The following is a 14,584-nucleotide window of genomic DNA, read 5'->3' as shown; positions in this document are numbered from 1 at the left end:
AAAACATTACAAATATGTGGGTTTAATGTAAAATATTTGTTTTCACTATTTTCATAATTTAAAAGCAGCAAAAAACATGCAGCCCTCTATTGGACTGCATGCTTTACCTTATTTATTCTGCTGCAACTTAAATTCATCCCAAATATTCGTTAATAGCCGGGCGTCCGTCAACAGTTCATACCCCGTCAGCGCCAATGCCTTTGCTCCGATCACAAGTGCACGGTCCCCCTCGGTGGACTTGGCCGCTTCCCTGAATTCGTTCGTATGGACGACGAGGGATTCGGGGCCGATTTTGATGTAGGGGTGGATGGTCGGGACCACCCGGCTGACGTTGCCGGCATCGGAGGAGCCGAGGCCTTTTCGTTCCGTATCGTCAAAGTATTCGCCGAGTGACTCGATGGACTGTTGGAATACTTGATCGAAACGGCTGTTGAGCTGGAAGTGGTCGACTTCGTTCTGGATTTTGATTACATTCAATTCCGTCCCGGTGGCAAGTGCCGATCCCTCAGCGATCGCTTTCACTTTCTTCGTGACTTCATTGCACGCTTCTCTGGTTGCGGCGCGTATATAGAAGCGGGCCTTTGCATAGTCCGGGACGATGTTCGGAGCGTCGCCGCCGTGGGTGATGATGCCGTGGATCCGCACATCATCCGTCACGTGCTGACGGAGGGCGTTGATGCCGTTGAACAGCTGAATCACACCGTCAAGTGCATTGATGCCGTCTTCGGGGGAGGCTGCTGCATGGGCAGACCTTCCTTTGAATTCGAAATCAAGTGGATCGACTGCGAGCGTTTTGCCTGTAGGTGTCGTCCGGTTGAACGGATGGACCATCATGCACGCATCCACTCCTTCGAACAGGCCTGCTTTTACAAAACTGCCCTTCGCACTTCCATTCGGGCCGCCTTCCTCTGCAGGAGTCCCGAACACCACCACTTCCCCTCCTGTTTCATCGAGTACGGACGACAGGGCGATGGCCGCCCCGCAGCTTGCCGTCCCGATGATATTGTGGCCGCAGGCGTGACCCAGGCCGGGCAGGGCATCGTATTCAGCCAGGTAGCCGATGACCGGCCCTTCTTTCCCTGAATGTTTACGTGCCACAAAGGAAGTCTCATGACCCGCCACTCCCCTTTCGATAGAGAACCCGTGGGCTGCAAGGAGGGTGGTCAAGGTCTCTGAAGCGAAGAATTCTTCGTTTCCGATTTCAGGTTGGTCGTGGATCTGGTGGCTGGTCGACACGAGTTTCACAGCCAATTGATCCACGGCCGAGACGATGTTGTTTTTACGATCGGCAACTGCTGCTGGTTGACTCATCTCTTCTCCCTCCTAATGTAATTCACTGACCGGCACGAATGTCGGGATCAGGGAATCTTTATATGTTTTCTTGATATGTTCCGCTACGTCATCTTCCTGATACAGCTCGACGATTTTTTTATAGGTCTTATTGTCTTTATCTTTTTCCTGTGCAGCGATGATATTGATATAAGGCTTGGATTCCGCCCCTTCGATGTAGATGCTGTCATCAACAGGTATGAGGCCCGCTTCGACAGCCACACCATTATTGATGATGGATGCCGCTACATCCGGCAGCACCCTTGGAGTCTGCGCTGCGACGACAGGTGTGAACTCAAGATTCTTCGGATTTTCTTTGATTGCATCAAGACCTTGTGACTGATCAAATCCTTCTTTCAGTTGGATCAAACCTGCTTCCTGTAAAAGAAGGAGTGCGCGCCCCATGTTGGTTGCTTCCTGAGGCAGGGCAACCTTGCTTCCATTCGGCAGATCATCCACCGATTTATATTTCTCTGAGTAAATTCCCATCGGCGCAATGATCGTCGAGCCGATCGGCACAAGGTCCAGGTTATGTTCTTCAACGAAAGAATCAAAATACGAAATCGTCTGGAAAGCATTGAGGTCGATATCCCCATCGGCAAGCGCCTGGTTCGGTCTCACGTAATCCGCGAACTCCACAATCTCGATTTCAATGCCTTCCTTCGCTGCTTTCTCTTTCATATACTCCCAGATCGGCACGCCCGATCCATTCACTCCGACTTTAACGGTTTCTTTTTCCCCTGAACCGGATGCACTGTCTCCCGAGCAGCCGCTCAAAATAAGGGTGAATAATAAAATAGCTATACTTGCCAGACTAATTGATTTTTTCATATTTTTCTCTCCTATCGTCTCCTGATGATTTTTGATAATGTGTTTCCTGCTGTCTGCAGTCCCTGCACCATCACCACTAAAATAATGACGGTTACGATCATGACGGACGTTTCAAATCGCTGATATCCGTACGCAATGGCGAGATCCCCGAGGCCTCCGCCTCCAACTGCCCCGGCCATGGCCGAAGCCCCGACAAGGCCGATGGTGGCAATCGTGATATTCAGGACCAGCGTACTCAGTGCTTCCGGGATAAGGATCCCGAAGATGATCTGCCACGGTCCCGCTCCCATGGACTCAGCCGCTTCGATGACCCCCGGTTCCACTTCAAGGAGTGAGCTCTCTACCAATCTCGCAATATAAGGAGCGGCAAATACGACAAGCGGTACCACTGCTGCCGCTGTCCCGATCGATGTCCCCACTACCAATCTTGTAAAAGGGATGATCGCTACCATCAAGATGATGAACGGGATTGAACGGAACACATTGATGATGCTGCTCAATACGGAAAAGACGGCTTTATTTTCAAGTAAGTGCCCTTTCCTCGTCACTACAACGATGATGCCGAGCGGAAGCCCGATCAACGTTGCAAACAGGAGGGAGAATGACACCATCGCCACGGTATCCCATGTAGCTTCTATGATTCTCGGCCAGAATAATTCCCAGTTAACTTGCACGCTTCTCCACCTCGCTTACGAATAATCTGTTCTTCCAATAATCCAGGATTTCTTCCGTTTCTTTCTTGCTGCCGATGATCTGTACGATGAGATTCCCGAACGGCTTTCCCTGGAGTTCCGTGATCTGGCCGAATAATACATTGATGTGGGCATTGAATTTCTTTGCCGTTTCGGACAGGATCGGCGTGCCGGTCGAATCTCCTTTGAAAATCAGGCGGCAGACGCGCCCTTCTTTGCTGTCATTCAATTTGTTGAGAACCGATGCCGGCAGCTGATCATTCATGACGCTCTTCACGAAGTTTTTCGTTGTAGAGGTCTGCGGGTTGGAAAAGATATCGAAGACACTGCCCTCTTCAACGATTTTCCCATTTTCCATGACGGCGACTTTGTCGCAGATTTCCCGGATGACCTGCATTTCATGGGTGATCATCACAATCGTAATGCCATACTCCGCGTTGATTCTCTTTAATAAGTTCAGGATAGACTCCGTCGTCTGTGGATCAAGTGCCGATGTTGCTTCGTCACAGAGCAGGATCGAAGGGGATGTCGCAAGGGCCCTTGCGATACCCACCCTTTGCTTCTGCCCTCCCGACAGTTCATCCGGATAATGCTTCGCTTTATCTTCAAGTCCGACAAACGCGAGCAATTCATCTACCCTCTCGTTGATTTTTTCTTTCGGCCATTTTGCCAGTTTCAGAGGATAAGCGATATTCCCTGCCACCGTCCGGGATTGGAACAGATTGAAGTGCTGAAAAATCATCCCTATGCGGTGCCGCTCTTTCCTCAGATCGATTGCCGACTGATCTTTCAGACTGCGCCCCTCTATGAAAATATCACCCGATGATGGTTTCTCTAAAAAATTGAGACAGCGGACAAGCGTGCTTTTTCCCGCTCCGCTGAACCCGATCACGCCGTATATTTCTCCCTTCTTCACTTCAAAAGAAACATCCTTCAATGCGGTGAACGGACCGTCTTTTGTCTCGAATACTTTCGTAACATTCTGAACTCTGATCATACAGGACTTGCTCCTTTCACTGTGTATTCTTCTTGATGCCGGTATTTGAAGGACATGGATGAAAAATAAAAAGTGCCCCCCTTCATAAGAAGAGAGGCACAAATATGTATATGTCCCGCTCTTCTCATCTCTCAAGTCATATGACTTGATGGAATTGGCACGGTATTCATAAGAACCCGTTGCCGAGGTTTCGCAGGGCCAGTCCCTCCACCTCTCTGGATAAGAAGATATCGCTTTATTAAGTTAAAGTTATGATGCGTTTAAGCATTAGGGTAATGGTAAAGGATTCTAATTGGTTTGTCAATCCTGTTTTTGAAGAATTTTGATTTTAATCACCGCAGTTGATTTCCGTGTAAACTTTGACCGTTCCTTTGCTCTCCAGGCATTTGCTTTCCGCGGGGAGGAAGGCGAGCCTCCTCGGCTTTGCCTGCGGGGTCTCGACATTTCCTCTAAATCCCGTCGGAGTCAAATGCCTTCCGCTCCAATCCACTCAGTGTACTAATTCAAGAGAAAATTCTTCATAACCAACAGCAAAAAAAAGAGAGCAGGATTTCTCCTAACTCTCTTTCATCAATCTAACTTGTTACTTCTTCTTTTTCGCGGATTTTCTTTTTCATGCGTTCGCGGTCGCGGTCGAGGATCGGTTTCAGGTATTTGCCTGTGTAGGATCCTTTGGCTTCCGCCACTTTTTCTGGGGTTCCGCTGGCGATGATGGTTCCGCCTTTGTCACCGCCTTCAGGTCCGAGGTCGACGATGTAGTCGGCCGCCTTGATGACGTCGAGGTTGTGCTCGATGACGAGCACGGTATCGCCGTTATCAACAAGGCGCTGAAGGACGGTGAGCAGACGTGAAATGTCATCGACATGGAGACCCGTTGTCGGTTCGTCCAGGATGTAAAGCGAACGGCCGGTTGAACGGCGGTGCAGCTCGGATGCCAGTTTTACACGCTGCGCTTCTCCTCCTGAAAGGGTCGTCGCAGGCTGGCCGAGTGTGATATAGCCTAACCCGACATCAAAGATCGTTTGAAGCTTCCGTTTGATTTTCGGGATGTTTTCGAAGAACTTCACCGCATCTTCCACTGTCATTTGAAGAACATCCGCAATATTCTTATCCTTGTATTTCACTTCAAGCGTTTCACGGTTGTATCGTTTTCCATGACATACTTCACATGGAACATACACGTCCGGCAGGAAGTGCATTTCGATTTTGATGATTCCGTCACCGCGACAGGCTTCGCATCTTCCGCCTTTTACGTTGAAGCTGAAGCGGCCTTTTTTATACCCGCGCACCTTTGCTTCATTGGTGGTTGCAAAGACATCACGGATATCATCGAATACCCCTGTGTAGGTTGCCGGATTCGATCTTGGGGTACGTCCGATCGGTGACTGATCGATATCGATGACTTTTTCGAGATGGTCGATCCCTTTCACTTCTTTGTGCTCACCAGGTTTGGTTTTGGCATTATGAAGTTTTTGCGCCAGGGATTTGTGAAGGATCTCATTGATCAGAGTACTTTTACCGGAACCGGAAACCCCGGTTACCGCGGTGAAGACGCCGAGCGGAAACTTCGCTTTCACATTGTTCAGGTTGTTCTCTTTTGCCCCGACAATTTCGATATATCTGCCGTCCGGCTTTCGTCTCTCCTGAGGCAGCGGGATGAATTTCTTCCCGGATAAATATTGTCCGGTCAATGAATTCTTGTCACTCATGACTTCATCAGGGGTCCCTGCAGAGATGACTTCCCCTCCGTGCACCCCTGCCCCGGGACCGATATCGATCAGATAATCGGCTGCAAGCATCGTATCCTCATCATGCTCGACGACAATCAGCGTGTTGCCGATATCACGCATATTCTTGAGTGTATCGATCAAGCGGTCGTTGTCCCGCTGATGAAGTCCGATGGATGGCTCATCCAGGATATACAGGACTCCCGTCAGGCGCGATCCAATCTGGGTCGCGAGACGGATCCGCTGTGCTTCCCCTCCGGAAAGGGTTCCTGCGGCACGGCTTAATGTCAGATAATCAAGCCCTACATTCACTAGGAAGCCGAGCCGCTCACGGATTTCCCTCAGGATCAGCCTTGCGATTTTCATGTCTTTTTCGGAAAGTTCAAGCTGTGCAAAGAAGTTGTCCGCTTCCTCGATCGAGAATGCAGTGACTTCCCCGATATGGAGAGCGTCCACCTTCACCGCCAGGCTTTCTTCCTTCAGGCGGTGGCCGTTACAAGTCGGGCAGTCCTGCTGCGCCATGTATTTCTCCATCTGCTCCCGGATATAGTCCGAGCTTGTTTCACGGTAGCGCCGCTCGATATTTTTCATGACTCCTTCAAAGCGGAGATAATTCTCGCGCACCTGGCCGAAGTCGTTTTCATAGCGGAAGTAGATTTCATCCCTGCCCGACCCCTTCAGGATTTTATCCATTTTATCTTTCGGGATATCCTTGACCGGCACATCCATCGGGATGCTGTAGTGATCGCAGACTGCCTTCAAAAGGGATGGATAGTATTGTGAACTGGTCGGCTCCCACGGGGCGATCGCGTGCTCGTTCAATGTGCGGTCCCAGTTCGGGATGACGAGGTCCTTGTCCACTTCAAGCTTCGTTCCAAGGCCGTCACAGCTGGGGCATGCCCCGAACGGACTGTTGAAAGAGAACATTCTCGGTTCAAGCTCCGTGATCGAGAATCCGCAATAAGGGCAGGCATGATGTTCACTGAACAGGAGCTCTTCCTCTCCGATCACATCGATGACGACCTGGCCGTCTGCCAGGCGGAGGGCCGTTTCCAATGAATCGGATAATCGCGCTGCCACACCGTCTTTCACGACGATCCGGTCAATGATGACTTCGATGGTATGCTTTTTATTCTTTTCAAGTTTGATCTCTTCCCCAAGATCCTGAACCTCGCCGTTTACACGGACACGGACGAACCCTTGCTTCTTGATGTCTTCAAGCGTCTTGACGTGGGTCCCTTTCCGCCCGGACACCACAGGTGCGAGAACCTGAAGCTTCGTGCGTTCGGGATACTCAAGGATCCGGTCGACCATCTGCTCAATCGTCTGGGAAGAAATTTCGATGCCGTGATTCGGACAGATCGGTTTCCCGACACGGGCAAATAACAGTCGCAGATAGTCATAGATTTCAGTGACCGTTCCAACCGTCGACCTCGGGTTTTTGCTTGTCGTTTTCTGGTCGATCGAAATCGCCGGGGATAATCCTTCGATGGAATCGACATCCGGCTTATCCATCTGTCCCAGGAATTGACGTGCATAAGCAGACAGTGACTCGACATAACGTCTCTGCCCTTCTGCGTAGATCGTGTCAAATGCAAGGGAGGACTTCCCGGATCCGGATAAACCGGTCAGGACGACCAGCTTATCCCTTGGGATTTTGATATCTATATTTTTTAAATTATGAGCTCTTGCTCCTTGTACGATAATTTGGTCTTTGGCCATTCCTGTTTCATCCTTCCGCCTTAAGCTCAAGAATGGTGTCGCGAAGCTGGGCTGCACGTTCAAAGTCGAGCGCCTTGGCTGCTTCTTTCATTTCCACTTCCAAGCTAGTAATAAGTTTTTGTCTCTCCGGTTTGGACATATTTGATACTTTTGTCTCTTTCCCCTCATAAACCCCTGCTTCTTCAGCAGCATGGGTCGCACGGATGACATCCCTGATTTCTTTTTGGATCGTCGTCGGCGTGATTCCATGCTTTTCGTTGTATTCAATCTGGATTTCACGGCGGCGTTTCGTTTCATCGATCGCCTTCTGCATCGAATCCGTCATCTTATCGGCGTACATGATGACTTTACCGTTTGAGTTACGCGCGGCGCGTCCGATCGTCTGGATGAGTGAACGTTCAGAGCGAAGGAATCCTTCCTTATCTGCGTCAAGGATCGATACCAGCGAAACTTCAGGGAGATCGAGTCCTTCACGAAGCAGGTTGATCCCGACGAGAACATCGAATTTCCCGAGGCGCAGGTCGCGGATGATTTCGATCCGCTCGAGCGTCTTGATTTCCGAGTGCAGGTATTGCACTTTGATGCCGATTTCTTTTAAATAAGCGGAAAGATCCTCTGACATTTTCTTTGTCAATGTCGTCACGAGGACGCGCTCATTTTTCTCGATCCGCTCATTGATTTCACCGAGAAGGTCATCGATCTGCCCTTCGATCGGGCGAACTTCGATGACGGGGTCAAGCAGACCTGTCGGACGGATGATCTGCTCGATCATTTCAGGGCTGTGTTCAAGTTCATAAGGGCCCGGCGTTGCGGAAACATAGAGAAGCTGCTGGACCTTTTCTTCGAATTCCTCGAACCTGAGCGGTCTGTTATCCATCGCTGAAGGCAGACGGAAGCCGTGGTCGACAAGCACTTTTTTCCGTGCCTGGTCCCCGTTGAACATCCCCCTGATCTGAGGCAGAGTCACGTGTGACTCATCCACGACGATCATGAAATCATCCGGAAAATAATCAAGGAGCGTATATGGTGTGGAACCCGGCGGCCTCAATGTAAGGTGACGGGAATAGTTTTCGATTCCTGAACAGAAGCCCATTTCCCTCATCATTTCAAGGTCATAGCGGGTCCGCTGTTCGAGACGCTGGGCTTCGAGAAGCTTGCCGTCTTCTTTCATGATCGCCAGCTGTTCTTCCAGTTCTTTTTCGATATTTTTGATCGCCACCTGCATCTTTTCTTCACGTGTTACGAAGTGGGATGCCGGGAAGATGGCGACGTGATCACGGTCTCCCATAATTTCGCCTGTCAGGGCATCGACTTCGCGGATGCGGTCGATCTCATCTCCGAAAAACTCCACGCGCATGCAGTGTTCATCACGAGAAGCGGGGAAGATTTCCACAACATCACCGCGTACGCGGAAGGTCCCGCGCTGAAAATCGATGTCGTTTCGTTCGTATTGGATATCCACAAGCTTGCGGAGAAGCTGATTCCGCTCGATTTCCATCCCTGTACGGAGGGATAAGACAAGCTCGCGGTATTCTTCCGGGTTACCCAACCCGTATATGCAGGAGACGGAAGCGATGATGATGACGTCCCTCCGCTCGAATAAAGAGGATGTAGCCGAGTGGCGGAGCTTATCGATTTCATCATTGATGCTTGCGTCTTTTTCTATAAATGTATCGGTCTGGGGAACATACGCCTCAGGTTGATAATAATCGTAATAGCTGACGAAATACTCGACAGCATTATCAGGGAAAAAATCCTTGAATTCACTGTATAGCTGACCGGCAAGTGTTTTATTGTGGGCAATAATCAATGTCGGTTTCTCCACTTTTTGAATCACGTTGGAAACGGTAAAGGTCTTACCGGTACCTGTCGCCCCGAGGAGCGTCTGATGACGTTTCCCTTCATTAACTCCCTGAACCAATCTGTCAATCGCCTTCGGCTGATCGCCCTCCGGCTTGTATTTGGACTTTAACTGAAATTGTTCCTTCACCGTGAAACCTCCTGTACAAAAGAATCCGTACCTTGTTATTTACCTATTTATTCACATAATAAACACAGTCCATTCATCTATACACATTCTACCACATATCGTACAGAAATAACCAACAAAAAGCGAACAAAAGTTCGTTTATTTAGTCAGGAGGTTCTTGGAAAGGGAAAGAGCGGTGTAGGGGATATGTGGATAACTATGGAGTATGAATTAATTGATTTTTTTACGCCTTCGGATCAGTTTCCAGGGCGGCGGGAGGGGATGGCGATCAATTTATATGGGGCTGTCCCAATTAATTCACGGAGGGGGATTGTTCTGAGGCGACAAGCATATGAGGAATGGGCCGTTGAAGCCGGAATCTTCGAATTTCAGGCTGGAATCTTTTAATTTTGACCCTTAATCTTTCAATATTAACCATTATTCTTCGAATTCAGCCCGATAATCTTTTAATTTCCAAGATAATTCCGTCAAATAGAAATAAATCCCAAAAATTCCACACCTCTGCACTAGCTGCTTTAATAGAACGACTGCGATCGATGACGAGCCCAAACAATACACACAACTTGTTAATAACTATGTGTATAACTACTCGTTATTTGTGGAAAAAACAATATTTATCCACAAATCTGACTGTAACCTGTGAATAATGTGTATGAATCCGGATTCACAGTGTGAATAACTTTAAAACAAACTTGTTTATTCACAATTCTCTAACAGTTATCCACAATCCCCTCAAAAAGAAAAACCCGGGCACCGGTTTGTCCACAGTGCTCAGGTTTTTTGTTTCGCTTTGTTCATCATTCGATTGCTGTACCAGAATCCGACGGTGAGGGATGCTGCGTCGACGACGATCAGTCCCCAGGAGTCGGTATATCCTTTTGATACGGATGCAGCGATCAGGGCTACGGTAAGTATGAGTCCGACGTAATGATTGTAGGTGACTCTGGCGAACAGAATCACGAGCAATCCCGGCAAAAAGATACCCAGTATGATTTTAGACACGGTCCACTCTCCTCAAATGACGGGAATAACCATATTTTAACGAATAACGTCTATATATGAAAGGTTTTTCTCGCTATTCGTCCGCTGACTGGATCAGCCGCTCCGTCCGTTCTTTCAATTCACTGTGGGGGATGAATTTTTCCGAGAGCATGTCGGGGAGGATGTAGTCGAGGAAATATCGGACGCACTCGAGCTCCCTGAATTTCATGATGGTCGACAGGGCTCCCTCGTAAATCTCCATGAATAACGGGTCTGGATTCCCTTTCTGAATTTCTCCGAATGATTCATAAAGAAGGTCGATTTTATCGGCGACCGACAGGATCTGGCCTTCGAGTGATGCATCCTTTCCTTCCTTAAACCGTTCCCTGTATACATCCTGAAACTGCGGCGGGATTTCGGTATCGATGAATTTCTTGACCATCTGATCTTCTACCTGGCTGAACAGTTCGCGGAGTTCTGCCGATGCATATTTCACAGGCGTTTTGATGTCGCCTGTGAATAACTCGGCATAGTCATGGTTCAGCGATTTTTCGTAAAGGGCCTTCCAGTCGACCTCTTGTCCATTCTGTTCCTCCACGGTCCCGAGGAATTGTGAGATCTTGGTCACCTTGAAGGAGTGGCTAGCCACGTTATGTTCGTGATATTTGAACCTCCCCGGACAGCGCACGAGCGTCTCGAGGTCGGACAGGCTTTTAAAATAGTGATGAATTCCCATAGTATTCTCCTCTCTCTTGTATCGTTCCGGGTTGTATCCTTACCCTTCTTTTATTTAAAAGAAACCAGCCCTTCCACTTCCCCGGCCAGGATGGCATTGAGTGCATCGTGATGCAGGGTCGGGATTTGGTGGGATGCCCCCGGTATGATATAGACTTTCTTCGGATGACAGTCTTTATAGCACTCCAGCTGATCATTGACCCAGTCCGATTTCTCCCCGTATATCAGCATAAGCGGCACCTTACAGCGGTTCATTTTTTCGATGCCGTCATAGCACAGTGACTGCTTGTAAAAATGATACCAGACTTCCGGATTCGCCTTGTTCATGTGAAGGACGAGTTCTTTGCGTTCCGACTTAACTTTCGTATGGGCCTTTGAAATGATTTTAGCGAGCCGTACCGGATTATGACGGACCATCTTCATCCCGATCAGATGCATCATTTTCAGCTTATTGTGGACAACCTTCGGGTAAGCCCCGATCAAGATCATGGCGCTTACTCTTTCATTATATGCCGCGGCGAATTCTTGTGCGATCACACCTCCGGCTGAATATCCGAGGAGTACACATGTGGATAACTGTAAATGATCAAGAAGGAAAAGAAGTTCATCCACAAAGGAATTTAGGCTGACGAACGGCTTCAGGGTCGGGGAATCTCCGTGTCCCGATAAGTCCGGGATGATCAGCCTGAAATGACTGGCAAGGGAGTGCTGTTTTGAAAACACTGCCCTCCCCATTCCGGGTGGATGAATGAATAGCAGCGGCGTCCCTTTTCCGATATCGTCGAAATATAGACTGGAGCCTTGATAAGGTATGCTTGGCATATATAAAAACCTCCCTTATTCCGAGTAGTGTCTCTTACACATTCTTCTCGGGATAAGGGAGTTCTAGTCATGCTATTTAGATGAGGCGCACCGATACGACGCCATCGATGGCTTTCAGTTTTGTTTTGACATCGTTCTGCTCTTCTTCGTTCAGCTTTTGGTCAAGGTCAATCATCGTGTAGGCCCATGTGTTTTTACTGCGGTTGATCATGTCGGCGATGTTGACGGCATAGCCGGATAAGGTCGTCGTGATGCCTCCGACCATGTTCGGGATGTTTTTGTGCATGACGGTCAGTCGCATCTTGCCGCTGTATGGAAGGTCTACATCTGGCAGGTTGACGGCATGCTTGATGTTCCCTGTCTCCAGATACGCTTTCAGCTGCTGCGCTGCCATCACCGCGCAGTTTTCTTCGGATTCGACGGTGGAAGCACCGAGATGCGGAACAGGGATGACATTTTTCAATCCCAGGACCGCTTCATTCGGAAAATCGGTGACGTATTTTTTGACGGTACCTGCGTTCAATGCATCACCGAGGGCATGCTCATCCACAAGTTCCCCGCGTGAGAAGTTGAGGAGGGTGATGCCTTTTTTCATGCGCAGGAAGCTGTCATTGTTCACGAAGTGCTTCGTTTTGTCCGTAAGCGGGATATGGAATGTGACAAAGTCGCACTGCGCCCAGACGTCTTCGATGTTATGAGCGCGTTTCACATCCTGTGAGAGTCTCCATGCGGCATCGACCGAAATGAACGGATCGTAGGCGACGACATCCATTCCGAGTGCGAGGGCGTCATTCGCGACAAGGACACCGATGGCGCCGAGACCGACGACCCCGAGCTTTTTCCCTTTGATTTCACTGCCTACGAATTCCTTTTTCTTTGCCTCGACGACCGAGGCTGCATCTTCTTCACCATGAAGCGTCTGTGCCCAGCCCACCGCTGAATAAAGATTGCGGGCAGAAGCGATCAGATTGGCAAGCACAAGTTCCTTCACGGCATTTGCATTCGCCCCCGGCGTGTTGAACACGACGATCCCCTTCTCGGTACAGTCATCGACCGGGATATTGTTCACACCCGCACCGGCACGCGCAATTGCTTTTAACGATGGAGGGAATGAGAAATCATGGAGATTCTTCGACCTGACGAGCAGTCCGTCGGGATCTCCCTCCCCATTCAGGAGATAGTTGAGATCATCCTCTATTAATGAAAGTCCGCTTTTGGCTATCGCATTGTACGTATTGATTGTCAGCATCATGATCCTCCTTCACTCAGTTCGCGTTCAAAGTTCTTCATGAAATCGACGAGCTCCTTCACACCCTGAAGCGGCATCGCGTTGTAAATGCTTGCGCGCATGCCCCCGACAGAACGGTGACCTTTCAGGAACTCAAAGCCTGCTTCCTTTGCTTCTTTTAAAAATCTTGCGTTCACTTCATCTTTTTCTACAGAAAAAGGGATGTTCATCAGGGACCTGTTTTCAGGTGAAACCGGGTTATGGAAGAGACCGGACTGATCGATCGCCGAGTACAAGAGCTCCGCTTTTTCCCGGTTGCGAGCTTCCATCCCCTCTAAACCGCCATTCTCTTTCACCCATTTAAGCACGAGCTTCAATACATAAATGGCAAAAGTCGGCGGGGTGTTGAACAGCGAGCCGTGCTTTACATAGGTTTCGTAATCCAGGAGCGCCGGACAATGTTCAGGCGCACGGCCGACAAGGTCCTTGCGGATGATCGCGACCGTGACTCCCGACGGCCCGAGATTTTTTTGAGCTCCGGCGTAAATGAGCCCGAACTTCGATACGTCCAGTTCCTCTGACAGGATATGCGAGGACATGTCGGCGATCAGCGGGATCTCCCCAGTGTCGGGATACCCGCTGAAGCGCGTTCCTTCTATTGTATTATTCGAGGTGATATGTACATACCGGGCGTCTTTTGAAAAATCATCACGGGAGAACTGCGGGATGCTGTGTTGACTATTTGGCAGATGCGTGCGCACCTCACCGACTTTTTCCGCTTCCTTCACCGCTTTTTTCGACCAGCTGCCGGTGACGATATAGTCGGCGGTCTGGCCCGGGCCGAGCAGATTCAGAGGAATCATCGAAAATTGAAGGGAAGCCCCGCCCTGCATGAACAGCACGTGAAAATCGTCCGGGATGCGGAGCAGTCCCCTGAGGAGCGCTTCAGCCCCGTCAATGATTTCCTGGAACGCACCAGAACGGTGACTGAGTTCCATCACGGACATCCCAGTCCCTTCGTAATCAAGCATTTCCTCCTGCACTTTCTCAAGCACCGGCTTCGGCAGCACCGCAGGACCCGCCGAGAAATTATAAACAGTTTTCATCTATGACACCACCCTCTCAGAAAGTTCCGAATTTTTTCAAATTATAGTGAAATCCCGCCTCTGCGTCAATCCCACTCTCCCCACATGTAAACGCTTAATCACCCCCTTTTTTGTCCATTTTCCTATTCATCGTATCGTTCTATGTGTTTTTGAAAATAGAGAGGCGGTCAACGAGCGAGGGACTTTTTAATTACGAATATACCGGGACTAGCTTCACCGTAATCGCCTTATTTGCCCCTAGCAATACGACTGATGATGCAAGTTTTCGATGGAGATTTAATATGATACCAAACCTAAAAGCCGCAATACCATTAAGATATGAGGTAAGAGGCTGGGGCCATCGTGTCTTGTTAAACCCGCTTATTTGTATTTAAAGAATCAATTAAGTGCGGGTTTGTATATTTTTTTCATCTTTTTATTTCAG

General features: G+C 49.2%; 11 protein-coding genes and 1 riboswitch. All 11 genes read right to left on the bottom strand.

Annotated features, from left to right (window positions below):
* Positions 1–108 precede the first annotated feature (108 nt).
* The gene (locus AS034_RS17810) at positions 109–1,311 is read right to left on the bottom strand and encodes a M20 family metallopeptidase (protein WP_058299609.1); all 1,203 of its coding nucleotides are present in this window, start codon (positions 1,309–1,311) and stop codon (positions 109–111) included.
* A gap of 12 nt (positions 1,312–1,323) precedes the next feature.
* On the bottom strand, positions 1,324–2,160 hold the full coding sequence (locus AS034_RS17805; RefSeq protein WP_058299608.1) for a MetQ/NlpA family ABC transporter substrate-binding protein: 837 nt from the start codon (positions 2,158–2,160) through the stop codon (positions 1,324–1,326).
* 11 nt (positions 2,161–2,171) lie between these two features.
* Entirely contained in the window at positions 2,172–2,834 is a 663-nt protein-coding gene (locus AS034_RS17800) for a methionine ABC transporter permease (RefSeq protein ID WP_058299607.1), read from the bottom strand.
* The gene (locus AS034_RS17795; RefSeq protein WP_058299606.1) at positions 2,824–3,849 is read right to left on the bottom strand and encodes a methionine ABC transporter ATP-binding protein; all 1,026 of its coding nucleotides are present in this window, start codon (positions 3,847–3,849) and stop codon (positions 2,824–2,826) included. Before AS034_RS17795 ends, AS034_RS17800 begins: the two co-directional genes overlap by 11 nt.
* Positions 3,850–3,970: 121 nt before the next feature.
* Positions 3,971–4,075: riboswitch (SAM riboswitch) on the bottom strand.
* A gap of 349 nt (positions 4,076–4,424) precedes the next feature.
* Positions 4,425–7,298, bottom strand: a complete 2,874-nt coding sequence (gene uvrA, locus AS034_RS17790) for an excinuclease ABC subunit UvrA (RefSeq protein WP_058299605.1) — start codon at positions 7,296–7,298, stop codon at positions 4,425–4,427.
* 7 nt (positions 7,299–7,305) lie between these two features.
* Positions 7,306–9,288 carry an excinuclease ABC subunit UvrB gene (gene uvrB, locus AS034_RS17785; protein ID WP_058299604.1) on the bottom strand — a complete coding sequence of 661 codons (1,983 nt, stop codon included), beginning with the start codon at positions 9,286–9,288 and terminating at the stop codon, positions 7,306–7,308.
* Between the two features lie 771 nt (positions 9,289–10,059).
* Entirely contained in the window at positions 10,060–10,290 is a 231-nt protein-coding gene (locus AS034_RS17775; RefSeq protein ID WP_058299603.1) for a CsbA family protein, read from the bottom strand.
* A 73-nt stretch (positions 10,291–10,363) separates the two neighbouring features.
* The gene (locus AS034_RS17770) at positions 10,364–11,005 is read right to left on the bottom strand and encodes an HD domain-containing protein (RefSeq protein WP_032086669.1); all 642 of its coding nucleotides are present in this window, start codon (positions 11,003–11,005) and stop codon (positions 10,364–10,366) included.
* 50 nt (positions 11,006–11,055) lie between these two features.
* Positions 11,056–11,826: an alpha/beta fold hydrolase gene (locus AS034_RS17765; protein WP_058299602.1), complete on the bottom strand. Its 771-nt coding sequence runs from the start codon at positions 11,824–11,826 to the stop codon at positions 11,056–11,058.
* Between the two features lie 76 nt (positions 11,827–11,902).
* The gene (locus AS034_RS17760) at positions 11,903–13,075 is read right to left on the bottom strand and encodes a phosphoglycerate dehydrogenase (RefSeq protein ID WP_058299601.1); all 1,173 of its coding nucleotides are present in this window, start codon (positions 13,073–13,075) and stop codon (positions 11,903–11,905) included.
* Positions 13,075–14,160 carry a 3-phosphoserine/phosphohydroxythreonine transaminase gene (gene serC / locus AS034_RS17755; protein WP_058299600.1) on the bottom strand — a complete coding sequence of 362 codons (1,086 nt, stop codon included), beginning with the start codon at positions 14,158–14,160 and terminating at the stop codon, positions 13,075–13,077. The genes AS034_RS17760 and serC overlap by 1 nt, the downstream gene beginning before the upstream one ends.
* Positions 14,161–14,584: the final 424 nt, after the last annotated feature.

This window comes from [Bacillus] enclensis (genome assembly GCF_001456935.1).
In the GTDB taxonomy this organism is placed as follows: Bacteria; Bacillota; Bacilli; order Bacillales; family Bacillaceae_B; genus Rossellomorea; species Rossellomorea enclensis.
This window is presented reverse-complemented; position numbering and strand designations above follow the sequence as displayed.